Source organism: Ciceribacter azotifigens, from assembly GCF_048159625.1.
In the GTDB taxonomy this organism is placed as follows: Bacteria; Pseudomonadota; Alphaproteobacteria; order Rhizobiales; family Rhizobiaceae; genus Allorhizobium; species Allorhizobium azotifigens.
Genome location: NZ_JBLQTA010000023.1, coordinates 15,879 through 38,553, shown reverse-complemented (window position 1 = coordinate 38,553; position 22,675 = coordinate 15,879). Strand labels below are relative to the sequence as shown.

At 63.0% G+C, this 22,675-nt stretch carries 18 protein-coding genes; 9 read left to right on the top strand and 9 right to left on the bottom strand.

Annotated elements, in window-relative coordinates:
• Genes ACM6UT_RS21755 through ACM6UT_RS21730 form a run of 6 tightly spaced genes read right to left on the bottom strand, consistent with a single transcriptional unit; the run spans position 1 to position 10,419 of the window.
• Entirely contained in the window at positions 1-915 is a 915-nt protein-coding gene (locus tag ACM6UT_RS21755) for a peptidylprolyl isomerase (protein ID WP_416799415.1), read from the bottom strand.
• A 3-nt stretch (positions 916-918) separates the two neighbouring features.
• The gene (gene narI, locus ACM6UT_RS21750) at positions 919-1,638 is read right to left on the bottom strand and encodes a respiratory nitrate reductase subunit gamma (protein WP_416799414.1); all 720 of its coding nucleotides are present in this window, start codon (positions 1,636-1,638) and stop codon (positions 919-921) included.
• Positions 1,639-1,649: 11 nt separating this feature from the next.
• Positions 1,650-2,363, bottom strand: coding sequence for a nitrate reductase molybdenum cofactor assembly chaperone (narJ, locus tag ACM6UT_RS21745; RefSeq protein ID WP_416799412.1), 714 nt, complete (start codon positions 2,361-2,363; stop codon positions 1,650-1,652).
• Positions 2,363-3,901, bottom strand: a complete 1,539-nt coding sequence (narH, locus tag ACM6UT_RS21740; protein WP_416799411.1) for a nitrate reductase subunit beta — start codon at positions 3,899-3,901, stop codon at positions 2,363-2,365. The genes narJ and narH overlap by 1 nt, the downstream gene beginning before the upstream one ends.
• Positions 3,898-7,656, bottom strand: a complete 3,759-nt coding sequence (locus ACM6UT_RS21735) for a nitrate reductase subunit alpha (RefSeq protein ID WP_416799410.1) — start codon at positions 7,654-7,656, stop codon at positions 3,898-3,900. Before ACM6UT_RS21735 ends, narH begins: the two co-directional genes overlap by 4 nt.
• Positions 7,657-7,674: 18 nt before the next feature.
• Positions 7,675-10,419 carry a nitrate/nitrite transporter gene (locus ACM6UT_RS21730; protein WP_416799409.1) on the bottom strand — a complete coding sequence of 915 codons (2,745 nt, stop codon included), beginning with the start codon at positions 10,417-10,419 and terminating at the stop codon, positions 7,675-7,677.
• 239 nt (positions 10,420-10,658) lie between these two features.
• Here ACM6UT_RS21730 and ACM6UT_RS21725 point away from each other — a divergent pair, with 239 nt between their 5' ends.
• Complete coding sequence (locus tag ACM6UT_RS21725; protein WP_416799408.1) at positions 10,659-11,408, top strand: cyclic nucleotide-binding domain-containing protein; 750 nt, start codon at positions 10,659-10,661, stop codon at positions 11,406-11,408.
• A gap of 42 nt (positions 11,409-11,450) precedes the next feature.
• Here ACM6UT_RS21725 and ACM6UT_RS21720 read toward each other — a convergent pair whose 3' ends face one another.
• Positions 11,451-12,473 carry a LacI family DNA-binding transcriptional regulator gene (locus ACM6UT_RS21720; RefSeq protein WP_416799407.1) on the bottom strand — a complete coding sequence of 341 codons (1,023 nt, stop codon included), beginning with the start codon at positions 12,471-12,473 and terminating at the stop codon, positions 11,451-11,453.
• A gap of 296 nt (positions 12,474-12,769) precedes the next feature.
• Between ACM6UT_RS21720 and ACM6UT_RS21715 the strand changes: the two genes are divergently transcribed.
• From ACM6UT_RS21715 to ACM6UT_RS21685, 7 genes are all read left to right on the top strand, one after another.
• Complete coding sequence (locus ACM6UT_RS21715) at positions 12,770-14,104, top strand: ABC transporter substrate-binding protein (RefSeq protein ID WP_416799406.1); 1,335 nt, start codon at positions 12,770-12,772, stop codon at positions 14,102-14,104.
• 100 nt (positions 14,105-14,204) lie between these two features.
• Positions 14,205-15,152 carry a carbohydrate ABC transporter permease gene (locus tag ACM6UT_RS21710; RefSeq protein WP_416799405.1) on the top strand — a complete coding sequence of 316 codons (948 nt, stop codon included), beginning with the start codon at positions 14,205-14,207 and terminating at the stop codon, positions 15,150-15,152.
• Positions 15,149-16,090: a carbohydrate ABC transporter permease gene (locus tag ACM6UT_RS21705; RefSeq protein WP_416799404.1), complete on the top strand. Its 942-nt coding sequence runs from the start codon at positions 15,149-15,151 to the stop codon at positions 16,088-16,090. Before ACM6UT_RS21710 ends, ACM6UT_RS21705 begins: the two co-directional genes overlap by 4 nt.
• Positions 16,087-16,275, top strand: coding sequence for a hypothetical protein (locus ACM6UT_RS21700; RefSeq protein WP_416799403.1), 189 nt, complete (start codon positions 16,087-16,089; stop codon positions 16,273-16,275). Before ACM6UT_RS21705 ends, ACM6UT_RS21700 begins: the two co-directional genes overlap by 4 nt.
• Before the next feature lie 3 nt (positions 16,276-16,278).
• Positions 16,279-17,376, top strand: a complete 1,098-nt coding sequence (locus ACM6UT_RS21695; protein WP_416799402.1) for an ABC transporter ATP-binding protein — start codon at positions 16,279-16,281, stop codon at positions 17,374-17,376.
• The gene (locus tag ACM6UT_RS21690; protein WP_416799401.1) at positions 17,369-18,364 is read left to right on the top strand and encodes an ABC transporter ATP-binding protein; all 996 of its coding nucleotides are present in this window, start codon (positions 17,369-17,371) and stop codon (positions 18,362-18,364) included. The genes ACM6UT_RS21695 and ACM6UT_RS21690 overlap by 8 nt, the downstream gene beginning before the upstream one ends.
• An 11-nt stretch (positions 18,365-18,375) precedes the next feature.
• A complete protein-coding gene (locus ACM6UT_RS21685; RefSeq protein WP_416799400.1) occupies positions 18,376-20,031 on the top strand; it encodes a dihydroxyacetone kinase subunit DhaK in 1,656 nt (551 codons plus the stop codon).
• A 25-nt stretch (positions 20,032-20,056) separates the two neighbouring features.
• Here ACM6UT_RS21685 and ACM6UT_RS21680 read toward each other — a convergent pair whose 3' ends face one another.
• Positions 20,057-21,010 (bottom strand): pyridoxamine 5'-phosphate oxidase family protein, encoded by a 954-nt coding sequence (locus ACM6UT_RS21680; protein WP_416799399.1) that lies wholly within the window; start codon positions 21,008-21,010, stop codon positions 20,057-20,059.
• A gap of 12 nt (positions 21,011-21,022) precedes the next feature.
• Positions 21,023-21,634 carry a glutathione S-transferase family protein gene (locus tag ACM6UT_RS21675; RefSeq protein WP_416799398.1) on the bottom strand — a complete coding sequence of 204 codons (612 nt, stop codon included), beginning with the start codon at positions 21,632-21,634 and terminating at the stop codon, positions 21,023-21,025.
• A gap of 119 nt (positions 21,635-21,753) precedes the next feature.
• On the opposite strand from ACM6UT_RS21675, the gene ACM6UT_RS21670 reads away from it, so the two are divergent.
• Complete coding sequence (locus tag ACM6UT_RS21670) at positions 21,754-22,659, top strand: LysR family transcriptional regulator (RefSeq protein ID WP_416799397.1); 906 nt, start codon at positions 21,754-21,756, stop codon at positions 22,657-22,659.
• Positions 22,660-22,675: the final 16 nt, after the last annotated feature.

Below are 22,675 nucleotides of genomic sequence, written 5' to 3'. Positions count from 1 at the left end.
TCATTGCACCAATGGTCCGTCGGCGCCGAGCAGGTCGATACCCGTGATCGTGGCGTCTGCAGCGAGGATTGCGATATATTGCGACACCGCCTTCGACCAGGTGGAGGCTTCGAGCCAGCCCGCGATGCGCGCTTGAACGAAGTCGAACGGCAGCAACTCTCCGTCGATCCGCCGCTCCAGCCGGATGATGTGAAACCCAAACCGGCTTTCGACCGGCCTTGCCGCGATCTCGCCCTCGGTCATCCGTGCCAGCGCTCGCTCGAACTCCGCGACCGTGCTGCCGCGGGTCAGTTGTCCGAGATTGCCGCCCTGCGCCGCCGACGGACAGGCCGAATGCGTACGTGCCATGGTCTCGAACTCGCCCGGATGTTCGGCAAGCACCGCCGCCAGCCTTTCGGCGTCGCCGCGGGCGGCGGCGCGGGCTTGCTCGTCGGCCGGGTCGGCAGCGATCAGGATGTGGCTCGCCTGGAAGATCGGCTCGCTGCGGAACTTGGCGCGGTTGTTTTCGTAGAAGCGAAGGCACTCCTCGGCGGTCGCTGAGGGCACGGTGACTTCTTCCTCGATCAGCCGGCGTATGGCGGCATCCTCGTCCGTTTCGCTGCGACCTTCAGCGTCGCTCTCGGGCGAGACCGCAATCTGCCGTTCACGAGCCCGCTGCAGCAGGAGTTCCCGTATGGCGAGCGCCCTCGCCGCGGCGAGAAGGGCTGCACCCGGATTTTCGGCCGGATGGTTCTGCGCCTCGGCGAGGATATCGCTTTCGGCGATTTCCACCCCGTTGACCGAGACCGCATCGAGCACCGGTCGGGCCTTGGGCGGAACCCGGGTGTCGGGTTCCTGATAGGTCGAATAGCTGTCCTTCGCTCCGCTCCGGACCGTGCCGGTGCCATTGGAGGCCTTGTCGAAAAGCGTGACCATGGCTCACTCCGCCGGGATGTGACGGGCGTCGGCGCTGCGATTGCGCTGACGAACGACCTGATAGCCGGGCCGCCAGAGGTAGCGCACCGGCGCGCTCAGCATGTGCACGAGCCTCGTGAACGGGAAGAGCAGGAAGATCGTCAGCCCGAGGAAGAGGTGCAGCTTGAACACCACCGCCGCGTCGGCGATGTAGGAAGCGGCCTGCGGGTTGAAGGTGAAGATGCCCTGTGCCCAGCTCATGAATTTCACCATTTCCTGCCCGTCGAGATGGGCGAGCGACGTCGGTATGGTCGAAAGCCCGAGGAAGAGCTGCATCCACAAGAGGATGATGATCAGCGTGTCGGTGGTGCTCGACGATGCGCGCACGCGCGGATCGAAGAGCCGTCGATGGACGAGGAGCGTGGCGCCGATGATCGCCATCGTGCCGGCGATGCCGCCCGCCACCACGGCCAGCAGTTGCTTGGCGCTGTGGCTGATACCGAGCGTGTCAAAGATTACGATCGGGGTCAGCAGACCGACGAGGTGGCCGGCGAAGATGAAGAGGACCCCGAGATGGAAGAGCACGGAACCCCACATGAGTTGGCGTCTGCGCAGCAACTGGCTCGAGCCCGAGCGCCAGGTATAGGGCTCGCGATCATAGCGGATGACCGAGCCGAGGATCAGTACGGCAAGCGCGATATAGGGATAGATCCCGAACAAGAGTGAATTGAGAAAATCAGACATGTCTTGTCCTCCTAGACCGGTATCGTGCTCATGGGATCATTCGGCTTGCGCGCCGCCGCCCGCATCTGCGTGCGCAGTCGATCCGGGCCGCAGCTGTTGTCGCCCGAATTACCTCCGAAGGTCACCGCCTCGTCCTCCCAGATGCGATCGAGCGCGGAGAGATCGTTCGGGTCGTCCTCGGCGCCGTCGAGCAGCTCCTTGAGCAGCTTCTGGTCCGGTGTCGTCTTCGACAGGAGGCGGAGGGCCAGGAATGCGTCTGCGTAGACCGATTGACGCTTCTTCAACCGCTCGCCGAGCGCCGCCGTGATATGGGCGGTCTGGGCGAGCAGGTCGTCGACCTCCTCGACGGAGCGGGTCGACAGGAATTCAAGGAAGAGCGGCAGGTAGTCCGGCAATTCCTTCGCATCGATGACGAAACCGCTGTCCTCATACATCGTCATCAGGTCGACCATGGCCTGACCGCGGTCGCGACTCTCGCCGTGCACATGCTCGAAGAGATGCAGCGACAGCGACCGGCTGCGGTCGAACAGATAGACATAACGTTCCTGGGCGTCATAGAGGTCCTGGCCGGCGAGATCGTCGATCAGACGGCCAAGCAGAAGCTTGACCTCGCGGCCGATCGTATCGTCGCCGTTAAGCGCCGCCTTCAGTTCGGGCGCCCCCGCCAGCAGTTCTTCGCTCGGGTAGCTCAGCAGTAGCGAGATGATTTTCAACGCCTTGTGCATCAGACGTTCTCCTTGAAGAGGTCGGTCGGGGTCTGGACGACCTTCCGGCGCTTGGCGCCGAAAAGATCGCCTTCCGACGTGCCGCCGGAGCAGCCGTTTCCGAAGGAGAAGCCGCAGGAGCCACGGACGTCATAGGCGTCCTCGGTCACCTCGCGATGCGTCGTCGGGATGACGAAGCGGTCCTCGTAATTGGCAATCGCCATGATGTGGTACATCTCCTCGATCATCTCGGCACTCATGCCGACCTTCGCAGCGATCGAGGCGTCGATGACGCCGTCGATCGTCTTTGAGCGCATGTAGGCGCGCATGGCGAGCATGCGCTCCAGCGCCGAGATGACGGGGGCTTCCTTGCCGGCCGTCAGCAGGTTGGCGAGGTAACGCACCGGAATGCGCAGCGACCGGACGTCCGGCAGCGGGCCGTCCATACCGAGCTTGCCCGACTGGGCGGCCGACTGCAGCGGCGAAAGCGGCGGGATGTACCAGACCATCGGCAGCGTGCGATATTCAGGATGCAGCGGGAAGGCGATCTTCCAATCCATCGCCATCTTGTAGACCGGCGAACGCTTGGCCGCCTCGAGCCAGGCATCCGGAACGCCGTCCTTGCGCGCCTGCTCGATGACAGCGGGATCGTTCGGGTCGAGGAAGATCTTCAACTGTTCTTCATAGAGATCCTGCTCATTGGCCGTGGAGGCGGCCTCCGAAATCCGGTCGGCATCGTAAAGGATGACGCCGAGATAGCGGATGCGGCCGACACAGGTCTCGGAGCAGACCGTCGGATGGCCGGCCTCGATGCGCGGATAGCAGAAGATGCACTTCTCGGATTTGCCGGAGCTCCAGTTGTAGTAGATCTTCTTGTAGGGGCAACCGGAGACGCACATGCGCCAGCCGCGGCATTTTTCCTGGTCGATCAGGACGATGCCGTCATCCTCGCGCTTGTAGATCGCCCCCGACGGGCAGGCCGCAGCACAGGTCGGGTTGAGACAGTGCTCGCACAGCCTCGGCAGATACATCATGAAGGTGTTTTCGAACTGGCCGTAGATCTCCTTCTGGACGCCCTCGAAATTATAGTCCTTCGAGCGCTTCTCGAATTCGCCGCCGAGGATCTCCTCCCAGTTCGGACCCCATTCGATCTTTTCCATCCGCTCGCCGCTGATCAGCGAGCGGGGCCGTGCCGTCGGCATGGCACGGCTTTCTCCGGCGGTCTGCAGATGGCCGTAGTCGAAGTCGAAGGGCTCGTAATAGTCGTCGATTTCCGGCAGGTCGGGGTTGGCGAAGATCTTGGCGAGGATGCGCCATTTGGCACCCATCTTCGGTTCGATCTTGCCGTTCGACTTCCGGACCCAGCCGCCGTTCCACTTCTTCTGGTTTTCCCATTCCTTCGGGAAGCCGATGCCGGGCTTGGATTCGACATTGTTGAACCAGGCGTATTCGACGCCCTCGCGATTGGTCCAGACGTTCTTGCAGGTGATCGAGCAGGTGTGACACCCGATGCACTTGTCGAGGTTGAGGACCATGCCGATTTGCGCGCGGATTTTCATTCTGCCGCCTCCTTGTTATATGCGACGCCTTCGGTGTGCGGCCCTTCCAGCCAGTCCACCTTGTCGAGTTTGCGCACCACGACGAACTCGTCGCGGTTGGCGCCGACCGTGCCGTAGTAGTTGAAGCCATAGGCCTGATGGGCATAGCCGCCGATCATGTGGGTCGGCTTAGTGATGACGCGGGTGACCGAGTTGTGAATACCGCCGCGCTGGCCGGTGATCGGCGAGCCGGGCGTGTTCACGATCTTTTCCTGCGCGTGGTACATGAAGATCGTGCCGTCCTTCATGCGCTGCGAGACCACGGCCCTGGCAACGATCGCACCGTTGGTGTTGTAGACCTCGACCCAGTCATTATCGACGATGCCGGCCCGCTTGGCGTCGGGTTCGGAAATCCACACGACCGGTCCGCCGCGATTGAGCGTCAGCATCATCAGGTTGTCGCTGTAGGTAGAGTGAATACCCCACTTCTGGTGCGGCGTGATGAAGTTCAGCACGAGATGCGGCTTGCCGTCCGCCTTCGAGCGGATCGCCGGATTGACCGTTTTGGTGTCGATCGGCGGCCGGTAGACGCAGAAGCCTTCGCCGAAGGCACGCATCCACAGGTGATCCTGGTAGAGCTGCTGACGGCCGGTCAGCGTGCGCCATGGGATCAGTTCGTGCACATTGGTATAGCCGGCATTGTAGCAGACCTTCTCCGATTCCAGACCCGACCAGGTCGGCGACGAGATGATCTTGCGCGGCTGTGCCACCACGTCGCGGAAGCGGATCTTCTCGTCCTCCTTCGGGATCGCGAGATGGGTATGATCGCGGCCGGTGAACCTCGACAGTGCCTCCCAGGCCTTGACCGCCACTTCGCCGTTGGTTTCCGGCGCCAGTGACAGAATGACCTCGGTGGCGTCGATATCGCTGTCGATCCGCGGACGCCCCTTGGTGACACCCTCCTCCTGCACGACACCGTTCAGGCGGGCGAGCAGATCGACCTCGTGCTCGGTGTTCCAGGCAATGCCCTTGCCACCATTGCCGATCTTATCGAGCAGAGTGCCGACCGAGGTGAACTTCTTGTAGAGGTTCGGATAGTCGCGCTCGACCACCGTGACCGTCGGCATCGTCCTGCCGGGGATCGGTTCGATCTCGCCCTTCTTCCAGTCCTTGACGTCGAACGGCTGGGCAAGTTCGCCTGCCGTGTCGTGGAGGGTCGGTACAAGCACGACATCCTTCTCGACGCCGAGGATTTCCGGAGCGACTTCGGAGAACTTGTGGGCAATTCCCTTGAAGATCTCCCAGTCGCTGCGCGCATCCCATGCCGGGTCCGCGGCACTCGACAGCGGATGGATGAAGGGGTGCATGTCGGAGGTATTGAGATCGTTCTTCTCGTACCAGGTGGCGGTCGGAAGGACGATGTCGGAATAGACGCAGGTGGTCGACATGCGGAAGTCGAGGGTCACAAGGAGGTCCAGCTTTCCTTCCGGCGCCTCGTCGTGCCAGACCGCTTCCTTGCTGATCTGCCGGCCCTCTTCGCCCAGATCCTTGCCGAGCATGCCGTGCTTGGTGCCGAGCAGGTGCTTGAGGAAGTATTCATGCCCCTTGCCCGACGAGCCGAGCAGGTTGGAGCGCCAGACGAACATGTTGCGCGGCCAGTTGGCCTTGTCGTCGGGGTCCTCGCACGACATGGAGAGTGTGCCGGCCTTCAACTGCTCTGCGACGAAGTCCCTGGCCTCCCTGCCGGCAGCGGCAGCCTGTTTCGACACCTCGAGCGGATTGGTCTTGAGCTGGGGCGCCGACGGCAGCCAGCCCATGCGCTCGGCGCGGATGTTGTAGTCGATCAGCGATGCATCCCACGGGCCTTCCGGCGCGGTCGGCGAGAGGATTTCGTCGACCTTCAGCGTTTCGTAGCGCCACTGGTCGGTGTGCGCGTAGAAGAAGGATGTGCCGTTCATGTGGCGCGGCGGACGGTTCCAGTCGAGCGCGAAGGCAAGCGCCGTCCACCCGGTCTGCGGCCTCAGCTTCTCCTGCCCGACATAGTGGCTCCAGCCGCCGCCGGACTGGCCGACGCAACCGCACATCACCAGCATGTTGATGATGCCACGATAGTTCATATCCATGTGGTACCAGTGGTTCAGGCCGGCCCCGAGGATGACCATGGACCGACCCTTGGTCTTTTCGGCATTGCTGGCAAATTCGCGGGCGACCGCGATGATCTGGTCGCGCGGAACGCCCGTGATCTTCTCCGCCCACGCGGGCGTATAGGGCAGGTTTTCCTGGTAGGATTTGGCGGAATTCGGATCGTTCAGGCCACGATCAAGCCCGTAATTGGCGACGAAGAGGTCGAAGACTGTGGCGACGAGCGCTTCACCGTCGGCGAGCTTGACCTTGCGGGCCGGTACCTTGCGCACCAGTACGCTGGCATGATCCGTGCCTTCGAAGTAGTCATGCTCGCGATTGCCGAAATAGGGAAAGCCGACATTGGCGATGGTGTCGTGCTCGCCGTCGAGGATGAAGCTCATGGCGAGATCGACGTCTGCACCCTTGCCGTCCTTGGCTTCGAGGTTCCATTTGCCCTCCTCGCCCCAGCGATAGCCGATCGAACCGCCCGGAGAGACGAACTGTTTCGTCTTCGAATCGACGGCGACCGTCTTCCATTCCGGATTGTTGGTCTCGTCGAGCGCTCCGGTGAAGTCGGAGGCGCGCACGAATCGGTCGGGGATGAAATGCCCGTCCTTCCCGGTCAGCTTCACCAGCATCGGCATGTCGGTATAGCGACGACAATAGTCCTCGAAATATTCCGCCTGCCGGTCGAGATGGAATTCGCGCAGGATGACGTGACCCATCGCCATGGCGAGCGCGGCATCTGTGCCCTGTTTCGGATGCAGCCAGAGATCGGAAAACTTCGCCGCTTCCGAATAGTCGGGCGACACGACGACCGACTTCGCGCCCTTGTAGCGCACCTCGGTGTAGAAGTGGGCATCGGGCGTGCGCGTCTGCGGGACGTTGGAGCCCCACAGGATGAGGAAGCCGGCATTGTACCAGTCGGCTGATTCCGGCACGTCCGTCTGCTCGCCCCAGGTCTGCGGCGATGCCGGTGGCAAGTCGCAGTACCAGTCGTAGAACGACAGACAGACCCCGCCCAGCAACGAAAGATACCGTGAGCCGGCCGCATAGGAGACCATGGACATGGCCGGGATCGGCGAGAAGCCGATGACACGGTCAGGACCATAGGTCTTCACCGTGTAGGCATTTGCCGCCGCGATGATTTCGTTGACCTCGTCCCAGGTCGCACGGACAAAGCCACCGAGGCCGCGCATCTTCATGTAGTCGGCGCGCTTTTCCGGGTTCTCCTGGATCGCAGCCCAGGCGCCGATCGGCGTCTTGACGGCCCGTTCCTTTCGCCAGAGCTTGAGCAGACGCGAACGGATCAGCGGGTGCTTCACCCGGTTGGCCGAATACATGTACCAGCTATAGCTGGCGCCGCGTGCGCAACCGCGCGGCTCGTGGTTGGGAAGATCCGGCCGCGTGCGGGGATAGTCCGTCTGCTGAGTTTCCCAGGTAACGATCCCGCCCTTGACGTAGATCTTCCACGAGCAGGAGCCTGTGCAGTTCACACCGTGTGTGGAGCGTACGATCTTGTCGTGCTGCCAGCGCTTGCGATAGGCGTCCTCCCAGTCGCGGTTCTCGGTGGTGGTGACGCCGTGGCCCTCCGAGAAGGTGCCGGCATTCTTGCGCGCCAGAAAGTTCAGGCGATCGAGCAAAAGGCTCATGATGTATTCCTCCAGATTTCAGGCGGTTGCGGCAGTCGGGCTCATTCGACCGCGCTCGAGGTCGTAGAGCAGCCCGCCCTTGCGAGTGTAGACGGCCCAGGTGATCACCAGGCAGGTGACGTAGAAGATCAGGAAGGACCAGAGTGCCGCCTCGGGTCCGCCGGTCAGCATGATCGACGTGCCGTAGCCCTTGGGGATGAAGAAGGCTCCGAAGGCAGCGATCGCGGAGGTGAAGCCGGTGATCGCGGCCGATTCCTTCTCGGCCTGCAGGCGACGCTCTTCCGCAGTCGCCTGCGGCATCAGCCGGCCCATTTCCTTGCCCATGATCGCAGGGATCATCTGGAAGGTGGAGGCATTGCCGACGCCGGTTGCGAAGAACAGCAGCAGGAAGGAGGCAAAGAAACCCCAGAAGGCATTCGGCTGATCCTTGACGCCGATGAAGTAGAGCACGCCCGAGACACCGATCATCATCAGGACGAACGCCCAGAAGGTGACGCGACCGCCGCCGAACTTGTCGGACAGCCAGCCCGTGCCGGAGCGCGAGAGCGCGCCGACCAACGGCCCGAGGAAGGCGAATTGCAGGACGTTGACGTCGGGAAACAGCGTCTTGGTCAGCAGCGGGAACCCTGCGGAATAGCCGATGAAGGACCCGAAGGTGCCGGTATAGAGCCAGCACATGATCCAGTTGTGCTTGCGCTGGAAGATCACCGCCTGCTCGGCAAAGGATGCCTTGGCGGAGGCGATATCGTTCATGCCGAACCAGTTGCCGAGGGCCGCCAGGATGATGAACGGCACGAAGATGAAGCCGGCATTCTGCAGCCAGAGGGGGGCCTCGCCTGTCGCGGACGCGACCATCGCGGGATCACCGCCAAGTCCGCCGAAAATGCCGGCGGTGATCGCCAGCGGCACGACGAACTGCACGACGCTGACGCCGAGATTGCCGAGACCCGCGTTGAGGGCGAGCGCATTGCCCTTCTCCGCCTTCGGGAAGAAGAAGGAGATGTTCGACATCGAGGAGGCGAAGTTGCCGCCACCGAAGCCGCAGAGCAGTGCGAGCAGGAGAAGGATCACATAGGGTGTGTCGGGATTCTGCACGGCATAGCCGATGCCGAGTGCCGGTATGATCAGCGACCAGGTCGTGAGCGTCGTCCAGAGGCGACCGCCGAAGACCGGTACCATGAATGAATAGAAGATGCGGAGGGTCGCGCCGGAAAGGCCCGGCAATGCCGCCAGCCAGAAGAGCTGGTCGGTGGTGAAGTTGAAGCCGACCAGTGGCAGCTTGGCGACGACGACCGACCAGACCTGCCAGATGGCGAAGGACAGAAGCAGTGCCGGGATCGAGAGCCACAGGTTGCGGCGTGCGATGGCTCGGCCTTTCTCGTTCCAGAAGGCAGGATCTTCGGGCCGCCAGTCGGTCAGAATGGTGGTATTCTCCTTGACCGGCTTGCGAACGCCCTCGCCCATACCCTTCATTTCCGGGAAGAACGGCAACTCGGCAAGCTTCTCGCCGACGGCCTCCTTTTCCATCTGGCGGATAGCGAGATGCATCCAGGTGAGCGACCCGAGCGCGATGAGGAAGAGCAGCATGAAACAGCTCGTCCAGAGGCCCGTTAGATCAAGCAGCAGGCCGAAGACGATCGGCAGGACGAAGCCGCCGAGGCCGCCGATCATGCCGACCAGGCCGCCGACGGAGCCGACGCTCTTCGGATAATAGACCGGGATATGCTTGAATACCGCGGCCTTGCCGAGCGCCATGAAGAAGCCGAGGATGAAGACCGTGACGGTGAAGCCGATCAGGCCCATCTCGGCATGGAAGGCGATCGGACCTTTCACGCCCTGCACGACGTAATCGGTCGGCGGGTAAGCGAGCACGAAAGTCGCGACGACCGAGACCATGAAGGTCCAGTACATGACGCGGCGAGCGCCGTAGACGTCGGAGAGATGCCCGCCATAAGCGCGGAACAGGCTGGCCGGAACAGAGAAGAAGGCGGCAATCATGCCCGCGGCGCGAATATCGACGCCATAGACGTTGATGAGATATTGCGGCAGCCAGAGCGCGAGCGCGACGAAGGCGCCGAAGACGAAGAAATAGTAGAGCGAGAAACGCCAGACCTGGACGTTCTTCAGCGGCTCGAGCTCCATCCAGGTGCTCTTCGGCTTCTCACCGGTGCGACGGCGCTCGACGAGAACCGGGTCATCCTTGGTGGTGAACCAGAAGATGATCGCCATCACCACCAGCGCGCCTGCCCAGACCTGCGCGACAGCGTGCCAGCCGAAGGCGACGAGGACCAGGGGGGCCAGGAACTTGGTCACGGCCGAACCGACATTACCGGCGCCGAAGATGCCGAGCGCCGTGCCCTGCTTTTCCGGCGGATACCAGCGCGACACATAGGCCACGCCGACGGCAAACGAGCCGCCGGCGATGCCGACGCCGAGAGCCGCTATCAGCATTTGCGGGTAGGTCGTGGCGTAGGTCAGGAAGAAGGTCGCGACAGCCGCTGCCAGCATCGTCGCGGTGAAGACCACACGTCCACCATAACGGTCCGTCCAGATGCCAAGGGCGACGCGGATGAGGGAACCGGTGAGGATCGGCGTGCCAACCAGCAGGCCAAACTGGGTTTCCGAGAGATTCAGATCCTGTCGGATCTGAATGCCGATGATTGCGAAGATCGTCCAGACGGCGAAACAGACCGTGAAGGCGATGGTGCTCATCGCCAATGCCGTCTTCTGTCCCTGAGGACTGCCACCCACTGAGTTTGGCATTGCCATGCTCCCGTTTCGAATTTCCAGGTATTACACAGCACACAAAATCGCAGATTCGCGATAATCGTCGTTGATTTGGGTCAATACCCTTTCAGCAGTTCCATTTTATACACGCGCCAAACTATTTAATACAATGACTTGATATGTTCTAACTTTCCTATGCAAGAATTTATTCTCTTCAATTGACATTTTTCGTGTTCTGAAATGAAATCACTGGAGAGCGAGGCAGGTGCTTGAGAATGCATAACGACGACATCGAGAAACTGAAGCGTCTGAACATTTTCCAGGACGTGAAGGAGAGCACCTTCAGCCGGGCCATAGCTCCGAGCTTCCTGCAGTCTTTTCCGGCCGGAACCGTACTTCTGCGCGAGAATACGTCTGCTGACTTCCTCTATATCGTCCTCGAAGGGCTGGTCGAAATGTCGGCAGCCTCGGACGACAGTGATACTGTTACCGAAATTCTCGGCCCCGTAAACCTGTTTATCCTTGCGGCCGTCTTGAACGATAACGTCTGCCTTCAGTCCGCCCGCACACTGACGCCGGCGCGCATTCTCATGATCCCCGCTCCGCTGATCCGCGAACTGCTCGGCGAAGACCAGAGCTTCATGAGGGCGGTCGTGTTCGAACTGGCGCGGGCCTATCGTCGCACCGTCAAGGAACTGAAGAAGCAGAAGCTGCGCAGCGGGGCGAAGCGCCTCGCCAACTGGATCCTGCGCGAATACGCCCGGCAGGGGCAAAATGTCGCAATGAAGCTGCCGTTCGAAAAGCGCGTGCTCGCGTCGTACCTCGGGATGACGCCCGAGAACCTGTCCCGCGGCTTCGCCACGCTTGCGCAATATGGGGTCCAGGCCAGTGGCGGCAGCGTTCTTCTGTCGGATATTGCCGCCCTGACCGGCTACGCCAATCCGTCTCCACTGATCGACGGAGATGAGCCGAGCGTGATGACCACGCGGGGCGATGACGGCCGGATGGAGCCACCGACGGTTTGAACCGTCCCCAGGAGACAGCGACCCGCTCGACCGCCGACCTCGTCAGAGATTTTCCTTCAGCAGGATCTCGATGCGTATCCGTTCCTGCGAGACGATGGGCTCGCGCTGTTCGAGACGAGCACGCATGATGCGGGTCGCGCTTCGGACGGCATGGCCCGGGTCCTGGGCAATAACGGCATCGATCCTTTCGTCTCTGAGCGCTTCCTCGCTAAAGGGCGTGAGCTCATGGACGACCACCGTCAGCGGCCGCGGATCGGTGACCGCCGCGATGGCGGAGACCGGGATCCGTGCCTCCGCGCTCAGCACGTAGACCGCCGCGATGTCCGGGTTGTGCTCTAGCATCCTGCGGATCACGAGGCCGGCGCGGCGCTCGTCGCCGTAGGTTTCCACCGACGGCAAGGGAACGAGGTGCGGGAACTGGTCGTGGATGATCCTGTCGAAGCCCAGCCGGCGCTCTATGCTGTCCTGCGCCATCATGGTTTCTGCCACGACCATGATCTTCGCCGGCGTGCTTTCGAGAAACCGCCCGACGAGCTTTCCTGCCGTGGCGCCGGCAGCGAGGTTGTTCACGCCGACGAAATCCGCCGCCGGCAGCTTTTCGTGACCGGAAAGGAACTGCACGACCTTGATGCCGCGCTCGATCAGCCGAGCCATGGCGTCGCGGACCTGCGGCGATTCCGGCGCCATGATCGCCACACCGTCGAGTTCGTCCGGTTCGAGGCCGGAGAGATATCTCGCGACCGCGTGCGGATCGGACATCGGCATCTGCGTCAGATCGATGTCGGTGAGATCGGACCGGAGAGCCTCGCGCGCCTCCCCCACTTCCCTGAGGATTCTTTGCAGATACTGATCGCCCGCGAGCGGCAGAACGAAGCGGAAGCGATAGATGCGGTTGCGCGCGAGATTGACGGCCGCGGGATTGCGCACGAAGCCGATCCGCTCGATCGCCTCGTTCACTTTCCGCGCCGCCTTCGCACTGACATTCGGCCGATCGTTCAGCACACGGTCCACCGTGGCAAGACTGACACCTGCGGCTTCCGCGAGGTCCTTGGCTGTAGGTCTCATGAGGCCTTTCTACATATCGACACCGGAGTCGGCATAGACTTCTCCAACAATTTCAAACGAAAAGCAAGAAATTGAGGTGCGCACCTCAAAATTTCCTTGCATTGAGGTGCGCACCTCAATTATAGAATCCCCAAGGGTCGAGAGCCCGGACGCGACCTGCGTCCGGCGAGCACTCGATATCGCGGCCGGCGGAGGAAATTGCCGGCCCCGAGGACTGTACATTGCATTGATTGCCCTGGAGGGGGCGTCGAACGCATCCCGATGGAGGTCGGGATCGGTCAAGGGAGGAGAACGTCATGAAATCAGCATTCCTGAAATCCACGGTCGCCGCGGGCGCGCTTGTCTGGTCGAGCCTGTCGGGCGCGACTGCAGTCAAGGCAGAAGAACTCACATTGTGCTGGGCTGCCTGGGACCCGGCCAACGCACTGGTCGAACTCAGCAAGGATTTCGAAGCCAAGTCCGGCCACAAGATGAAGTTCGAATTCGTGCCGTGGCCGAACTTCGCCGACCGCATGCTCAACGAGCTGAATTCCGGCGGCAAGCTGTGCGACCTGATGATCGGCGACAGCCAGTGGATCGGCGGCGCCGCCGAAAACGGTCAGTATGTGAAGCTCAACGATTTCTTCGACAAGGAAGGAATCAAGATGGAGAACTTCATCCCTGCGACCGTCGTCGGCTATGCCGAATGGCCGAAGAACTCGCCGAACTACTGGGCGCTTCCCGCCTTCGGCGACGTGGTCGGCTGGACCTATCGCAAGGACTGGTTCGCCCGCCCCGAACTGCAGGATGAATTCAAGAAGAAGTACGGCCGCGACCTCGCCGTGCCGAAGACCTTTGCTGAACTCAAGGACATCGCCGAGTTCTTCCAGGGCCGCAACATCGACGGCAAGACGGTCTACGGCGCGGCGATCTATACCGAGCGCGGCTCGGAAGGCATCACCATGGGGGCAATGGACGTCCTCTATTCCTTCGGCTTCGAATACCAGAATCCCGACAAGCCCTACGACATGGAAGGCTTCGTCAACTCGCCCCAGACAATCGCGGGCCTCGAATACTACAAGGCGCTCTACGACTGCTGCACGCCGCCCGGCCATTCCGACGCCTACATGTCGGAAAACATCGACGCCTACAAATCGGGCCAGGTCGCGCTGCAGATGAACTTCGCCTTCATCTGGCCAGGGATCAACGCCGACCCGAATGTCGGCGGCGACAAGTCCGGCTATTTCCCCAATCCCGCGGGTCCCGACGGCAAGCAGTTCGCCCAGCTCGGCGGCCAGGGCATCTCTGTGGTTGCAGCCTCCGCGAAGCAGGATGCCGCACTCCAGTACATCAAGTGGTTCGCCCAGCCCGAGATCCAGCAGAAGTGGTGGTCGCTCGGCGGCTACTCCGCGCTCCGCTCGGTCGTCGAAGATCCGGGCTTCGCCACCAGCCAGCCCTATGCCCAGACCTTCCTCGACTCCATGGCGATCGTGAAGGACTTCTGGGCGGAACCGTCCTATGCCTCGCTCCTGCAGGCGACGCAGAAGCGCTTCCACGACTACGTGGTCGCCGGACAGGGCACGGCCAAGGAAGCCCTCGACGGCCTCGTCAAGGACTGGACCGAAGTCTTCGAGGACGAAGGCAAGATCTAATCCCCTGCCCCGGCCTATCGATACGGGGGTCATCCGTCCAAGCGGTGCCGGCATCCGTCCGGCACCGCCCGCTCATTCCTTTCTTGTTGGGGGTTAGCCCATGTCCGAGAGCGCCATCGACCGCCTCGCGCGCGCAACGCCGTCCGGTGTCTCCAGGAGAATTTCAGGCCTGTCTGACCGGGCGATCGCCTGGATCTTCGTGACGCCGACGATCCTCCTGCTCCTTGCGGTCAATATCTTTCCGCTGATCTGGACCATCAGGCTGAGCTTCACCAATTTCCGGGTTAACAGGCCCGGCGAGGCGCCGGAATTCGTCGGATTGCGAAACTACACCCGCATCCTGACCGATGGCGACATCTGGCTTACGATGCAGGCGACGGCGCATTTCCTCTTCTGGACGATCGCGCTCCAGGTGCTGATCGGCTTCACGCTCGCCTACCTGATCAACAAAAAGTTTCGTGGAAACGATCTCTGGACGACGATCATCGTCCTGCCGATGATGCTGAGCCCGGCCGTCGTCGGCAACTTCTGGACCTTCCTCTACCAGCCGCAGATCGGCCTCTTCAATTACGTGGTCGGCTTCTTCAGCGGCGTCGACCCCTCGAGCTTCTCGATGATCGGCGACGTCTCGCTCGCACCCTGGGCGATCGTCATCGTCGATACATGGATGTGGACGCCCTTCGTCATGCTGATCTGCCTCGCCGGACTGCGGTCCATCCCCGACAGCATCTACGAGGCAGCCGAATGCGACCGGGCGAGCAAATGGCGTCAGTTCTGGACCATCACCATTCCGCTGGTGCTGCCCTTCCTGATGCTCGCGATCCTGTTCCGGGGCATCGAGAACTTCAAGATGTTCGATCTCGTCGTGCAGCTGACCGGCGGCGGGCCGGGCTCGGTGACGGAACTCACCTCGATCAACCTCAAGCGCGAGGCCTTCGAGAAATGGCGCACCGGCTATGCCTCGGCCTATGCGGTGATCCTCTTCGTCACGGTCTTCGGCCTCGCCTCGATCTATGTGAAGGCGCTGAACAAGGTGAAAGAACGATGAGCAATTACTCTGTCACCGAGCCATCGGCTCGCCAGAAATGGTTCGCCGGCATCCTCGTCGTCTTCTATGCCGTCGTGACGATCTTGCCGCTCGTCTGGATCATCGCCACCGGCTTCAAGAGCCCTTCCGACGCGATCGCCTACCCTCCGAAGGTGCTGTTCGAGCCGACGCTCGAAGGCTATGTGAACCTCTTCACGACCAGGACCCGCGTCTCCGACGCGGACCTCGAGGCCCTCGGAGAACCGAAGACCTGGTATGAAAGGCTCGTGCGGAAGGACGGGCTGGTGATTGCCGGTCCCTCCCGCTTCGGGGAGCGTTTCTACAACTCGGTCGTGATCGGCTTCGGGTCGACGCTGCTCTGCATCGTCCTCGGAACGGCGGCAGCCTATGCCTTCTCCCGTTTCAAGGTGCCGCTGAAGGACGACCTTCTGTTCTTCATCCTGTCGACCCGCATGATGCCGCCGATCGCCGTTGCGATCCCGATCTTCCTGATGTTCCGGTCGCTCGGCCTGAGCGACACGCATGCGGGCCTGATCCTTCTCTATACCGCGGTGAACCTGTCGCTCTCGGTCTGGCTGCTCAAGGGCTTCATCGACGAGATCCCGATCGAATACGAGGAGGCAGCACTGATCGACGGCTACACGCGCTTCCAGGCTTTCTACAAGGTCGTATTGCCGCAGGCCGTGACGGGCATCGCGTCGACTGCGATCTTCTGCCTGATCTTTGCCTGGAACGAATATGCCTTCGCGGTGCTCCTGACCTCGGGCACGGCGCAGACGGCACCGCCCTTCATTCCGACCATCATCGGCGTCGCCGGGCAGGACTGGCCGGCCGTCGCCGCCGGTGCCACGCTCTTCCTCGTCCCGGTCGTCGTCTTCACGATCGTCCTGCGCAAGCATCTCCTGCGGGGCATCACCTTCGGAGCCGTTCGAAAATGAACCAATTCCTCAACAGGCTGCGCCGGCTGCGACGTAACGAATGGGAGCTCGTCGCCTCCGCGCTGATCGCGCTCGGCGTCTTCATGATGATGCAGCCCTTCGCGCTGTCGCTCTATACCTATTCCTTCGTCGTGACATTGGTGGGCACCGTGATGTTCGTCATCGTCAGCCACTTTCCGGAGTAAGACATGGCGCAGATCAGAATACAGAACCTGCGCAAGGAGTTCGGCGCCTTCACCGCCGTCCAGTCGTCGAGCTTCACGATCGAGGACGGCGAGTTCTTCATGCTGCTCGGACCGTCCGGCTGCGGAAAGACCACCACCTTGCGGATGATGGCCGGCCTCGAGCTGCCGAGCAGCGGCGAGATCCATATCGACGGCGAGGAGGTCGGCATGAAGCCGGCGAGCCAGCGCGACATCGCCTTCGTCTTCCAGATGTTCGCGCTCTACCCGCACATGAACGTGCGCCGGAACATTTCCTATCCCCTGTTGAGCCAGGGCGTTCCCAAGGCGGAAGTCAGGACGCGGGTCGAGGAGGTTGCGAGAATCCTGCGGATCGAAGACATCCTCGACAAGCCAGTCGGCGGATTGTCGGGCGGCGACCGCCAGCGCGTGGCGCTCGGCCGTGCAATCGTGCGCCGGCCGAAGGCCTTTTTCATGGACGAACCGCTCGGCGCGCTCGATGCTGAATTCCGCGAACACATGGCGGAAGAATTGCGGGCGCTTCACGACCGGATCGGCGCGACCACAGTCTATGTGACCCACGACCAGCTCGAAGCCATGCAGATGGGCGACAAGATCGTGGTCATGAACCATGGCGTGGTCGAGCAGTTCGGCCAGCCGCAGCAGATCTACGACTGGCCTGCGACTCGGTTCGTCGCCGACTTCATCGGTTCGCCGCCGATGAATTTCCTGGAGTTCGAGGGCATGATCGGCATCGGCGGCGATCACGTCGTTCTCGACGGTCATCGCTTCGCGGTTCCGGTGTCGCGGCAGGGCGCCGAGGGAAGGCTGACGCTCGGCGTCCGGCCCGAGCATATTTGCTTCTCGGATGCGTCAACCTATCGTGGCAAGGTGCTCGCGACCGAGTATCTCGGCACGACCCAGATCATCACGCTCTCGACGTCGAACGGCAACATCAAGGCGCGGATCTCCTCCGCCGTTACCGTCAGGGAGGGCGAGATGGTCGGGCTGGAATTCGACAGTCGCACGCTGACGGTCTTCGCGGGCGAACGCGGGCATGCCCTGATCTCCGAAGGAAACGAAGGAGTGCTCTACCATGGCTGATGTCGTCCTCCAGTCCATTACGAAGAGTTTCTCCGGCCACAGGGCGCTCGACGACGTGTCGATGACCATACCCGACGGCTCCTTCGTCGTGCTGCTCGGCCCGACGGGCGCCGGCAAGACGACGACGCTCAGGATGATTTCGGGGCTCGATCATCCAGACCGCGGCGATGTGTTCATCGGCGGCCGGTCGATGAAGGGCCTCACGCCTGCGGAGCGCAACGTCGCGATGGTCTTCCAGCAATATTCGCTCTATCCGCACCTGACCGTGCGCGAGAACCTCGCCTTCCCGCTGAAGTCGCCGCTTCTGAAAACCCCACCCGCCGAAATCGAGCGCAAGGTGCAGGCCGTCGCCGAGACGCTCCGCATCGCCCACAAGCTCGAAAACAAGGCGACGGCGCTTTCGGGCGGAGAGATGCAGCGGGTGTCGATCGGCCGCGCGCTTGTTCGAACGCCCGAGATCTACCTGATGGACGAGCCGCTGAGTTCGCTCGACGCGAAACTGAGAGCCGATCTGCGCGTGGAACTGAAGAGTATCCAGGCCAATTCCGGGGCGACCCTCCTCTATGTCACGCACGACCAGGTCGAGGCCATGACCATGGCGACCCATATCGGCGTCCTGCATCATGGGCGGCTGGTACAGTTCGGCTCGCCGCGGGACGTCTACGAACGTCCCGTCAGCCTCTATGCCGCCCAGCGGCTCGGGCAGCCGCGCATCAACGTCCTGCCGGCGAACCTCTTCCCGGCGGCACCCCCGCGTGCGGCCAGCATCGGCCTTCGGCCGGAGCACATTCGCCAGGGCAGCGGCGAGGAGAGCCTGGTCACGCGCGTCGAAAGGCTCGGCGACCAGACACGCCTGCACCTGTCCTTCCGTGGACACTCCATCGTCACCGTCACCGAACCCCACACGGCCCGGCGTGACGGAGAGATTGTGAAGATCGAACCCGTTGATCCACTCTACTTCGATGCCGACGGCATGCGGCTCGCCTAAGGAAGGTTTTCATGGCTCAGTTCATCAACAAGAAAGAAGACGTCGTCATCGAGGCCGTGGAGGGCCTGCTGGCAACGGCGGCCGTCCCGCTGGCGCGCCTCGACGGTTACCCGCACATCCGTGTGATCGTGCGGGCGGATTGGGACAAGTCCAAAGTCGCGCTCGTTTCGGGTGGCGGATCCGGCCACGAGCCGGCGCATGCGGGCTTCGTCGGTGCCGGCATGCTGACTGCCGCCGTCTGCGGCGACGTCTTCGCTTCGCCGAGCGTCGATGCGGTGCTTGCAGGCATACTGGCGGTCACCGGTCCGGCCGGATGCCTCCTGATCGTCAAGAACTACACCGGCGACCGGCTGAACTTCGGACTGGCAGCCGAACGGGCGCGGGCCTTCGGGCTCAATGTCGGCATGGTGATCGTCGACGACGACATCGCCCTGCCGGACCTGCCGCAGGCCCGTGGCGTCGCCGGAACGCTGTTCGTCCACAAGATCGCCGGGGCGCTCGCCGAAAGCGGCGCCGATCTCGAAACGGTGACGGCTGCCGCGCGCAGGGTCATTGCGGCGACGAAAAGCATCGGCATGTCGCTCGACACCTGCACCGTTCCGGGGTCGCCGAAGGAAAACCGCATCCCGGCAGGCATGGCCGAGCTCGGCCTCGGCATTCATGGCGAGGCCGGCGTCGAGCAGGTCGACTTCTCCGGCGCCCGGTCCGCGATGACTGCCGTCGTCGCCAAGCTGCGGTCGGCGATCGGCGACGAGCCGCACGTCGCATTGATCAACAATCTCGGCGGGACGTCGGTTCTCGAAATGTCGATCCTCGCCCATGAACTGATCCAGTCCGACATCGGCGGACTGATCAGCCACGTCGTCGGTCCGGCGGCCATGATGACGTCGCTCGACATGCGCGGCTTCTCCATTTCGCTCTACCCGGCAGAGGCCGAGGACATCGCCGCACTTGCACGGCCGGTCGGCCCCGCTGCCTGGCCGGGGCTCTCTCCCGTCCGGCCCGTTTCGGTCGTCGCCTTGCCGGATGGGCTCACCCCGATCATGCCGCTGCCCTCGGACCACAGGCCGACGCGCGAATTCCTGACCGACTGCTGCAACGTGCTGATCGCCGCCGAGGAGCGCCTCAATGCGCTCGACGCCAAGTCGGGTGACGGCGACACCGGGTCGACCCTCGCCGGTGCCGCCCGCGCGCTCGTCAAGGCGATGGACAGGCTGCCGCTTTCCGACCACACGCAACTCTTCCGGGCGATAGGGCTCGAGCTTAGCCAGACGATGGGCGGCTCTTCCGGCGTGCTGCTGGCGATCTTCTTTGCCGCTGCCGGCGACGGTGCATCGAGCGGCCTGCCGATCCGGGACGCCTTGCGGGCCGGGCTTGCGCGCATGCAGGAAATCGGCGGGGCGAAGGTCGGCGACCGCACCATGGTCGACGCACTCGCCCCGGCTCTCGATGCGCTTGAAAGCGGCCTGACGGCGGCGGCCGAGGCTGCGCGCGCCGGAGCCGACCGGACCGCCACGCTTGCCAAGGCCCATGCCGGCCGTGCCGCCTATCTCAGCTCGAAGCAGCTCTTGGGGCACGCCGATCCGGGCGCCGAAGCCGTGGCGCTGCTCTTCGAATTCCTGGCCCAGCCTGGGGAGCGTCGGCAAGAGAGCGCCCAATTCCAATAGTGGGCCAGGTATCCTTCGCGCCCGGTCATCCCGCCCAGTCACCGGTCGCCAGTGCAAACGGCGACCATTCGGTAAGCTCGTAGCGAAGGGGAAGTGCGTCGTCCCTGCGGACGACGCGCTTGGGGCGAAATCGCCAGTACCGTTCCGCGCCGGCGACCGAAACGTCGGCCCGGTCGTCCGGCAGGAGCTCGGCCTCGCCCGTCATCTGTAGCAGAGTACCGGTCGAAAAGTCCGTGAAGACCAGCCCGGCTCGCGGATTGACCGCGATGTTGCCGAGCGTGTTGAAGAAGCGATTGCCGGCAAAATCCGGAATGGTGAGCCAGCCGTCGTCGCCGACCCGAACGAAGCCTTTGCGGCCACCGCGATGGGAGACGTCGACCTGGCGACGGCCGCCGATGTCTGCGTAGGTGCCGACGAAAAACGTGTCCGCTTCTTGGACGAGGCGTCGGGCCGTCATGTCGAGCCCGGCACTGGTCACCGGCCGTGCCGCCGACGGCAGTGCCGGATCGCGGGCGAAGCGGGGCTCCCGCAGCTGGATGTATTTGGGACAGTTGCCAAAGCTCTGCTCCACGACAACATCGAAGCCTCCTTCGTTGCGGTGCACGGTGCCGTTCAGCCGGTTGCGGCGGCGGGTCCTTAGATCGATGCCGAGAAGGCCGATGGCTGCACCATCGTCCATGCCGGCGTCTGCGGGGTCCGCCGGGTCCCGTGCGAGTTCGAGCGTCAACCGGCGCGCATCCGGCGCCCGGAGGAAGCCCGGGTGACCCGCCCGCACGGTCGGCCAGACATGCCCCTCCCCGTCGACTGCGGCGACCACCACCATCGGCAGGAGCGGATAGAACTCCCGATGCTGGTCGATCAGATGATCGCGCAGGACACGGCGTCCGACCTCGTCCATGCGCGTCTCCACGCCATAGCGCCTCTGGAGGGCGAGCTCGCCCTCGTGCCAGGGCGAGCGGAGGAGCGGAGGACTGTCCATGACAATCTCCCCTCAGGCCTCAAGTCCGACCGGTGTCTTCTGGAACTCGATGAACCCCGGCAGCGCCTCGATGCGCCCGAGCCACTGCCGGACGTTGGGATAGGGCTGAAGGTCGACATCCCCTTCAGGCGCCCGCTCAACATAGCTGTAAAGCGCGATGTCGGCGATCGTCGGGCGGTCTGCGGCGATCCATTCCCGCCCGTCGAGCGCGTTTTCGATCAGCGCCAGGATCGCATGCGAACGAGGGATGACCTCTTCCGGACGATAGGGCGCCTTGAAGACATTGACGAGCCGGGCCTGTGCCGGCCCGTGGGCGATCTGCCCGGCGGCGACCGAAAGCCATCGCTGGACGGCGGCAGCACCGGCCGGATCTTCCGGCAGCCAGTCGGTCCTGCCCGTCTTCTTGGCAAGATAGACGAGGATCGCGTTGGAATCGCAGACGATCGTGCCGGCGTCATCGAGGACGGGAACCTGTCCGAACGGGTTGATTTCGAGGAACGTCTCCGACTTGTGCTCGCGTTTGGCGAGATCGACGTACTGGAGCTCATGCGGGATATCGAGCAGCGAAAGGAAGAGCCGTGCCCGATGGGCGTGGCCGGACAGCGGATGATAATAGAGTTTCATGTTGGATCTCCTGCGAACGACGATGGATCGCAGAATGATTGTTATTCCGGATGTTGATAACTACCTTTGCGAGAACTAGACTATTGCGCTAACCGGAATAACAATCGGAGCGCCAAGACGTGGATCGCTGGCAGGCGATGCGGATATTCACGCAGGTGGTGGACTGCGGCGGTTTTGCACCTGCCGCGAGATTGCTGCACATGAGCCCGCCGGCCGTGACCCGCGCCGTCGCCGGGCTGGAACGACACATCGGCACCCGCCTCCTCATCCGCACGACCCGGTCGCTGAAGCTGACCGCCGCCGGTGAAGGCTATGTCGCCGATTGCCGGCGCATCCTGGCAGAGATCGCCGAGGCGGAGGCGAACGCCGCCGGCAGTTTCACCCATCCGGCCGGCCTGCTCACCGTCACGGCGCCGACGCTCTTCGGACGCATCCATGTGTTGCCGGTCGTTCTTGATTTCCTCGATCACTACCCGGCCATGCAGGTGAAGACCGTCTTCGTCGACCGCGTGACGAATCTCGTCGAGGAGGGGCTGGACGTCGCCGTGCGGATCGCTGCCCTGCCCGCCTCGGGCCTCGTTGCACGGCGGGTCGGGTCGATCCGCCAGGTTCTCTGCGGGTCACCGGAGTATTTCAGCCGCTGTGGGGAACCTCGAACGCCACAGGACCTTGCGCACCACCGCATCATCGGACGCGACGGCCTTTTCGGCCACTCCGAATGGCTCTTCGGCCGCAATGACGATATCCGCGTCCCGATCAGCGCGCGCCTCGTCTGCAATACCAATGATGCAGCCATTGCCGCGACCGTCGCCGGATGGGGCATTTCCCGCTTTCAGTCGTATCAGGTCGCCGCGGACGTCGAGGCCGGCAGGCTCAAGGTCGTTCTTGCCGATTACGAGCGCGAGCCCGTGCCGGTCCACCTGGTGCATGCCGAAGGCCGGATGGTGTCGGCCCGCGTGCGTGCTTTCGTCGACTTCGCCGCCGATCGCCTGAGACATCGACCGGGCGTCAATGCAATACCCTGACTCTCCGTTTGGCCCG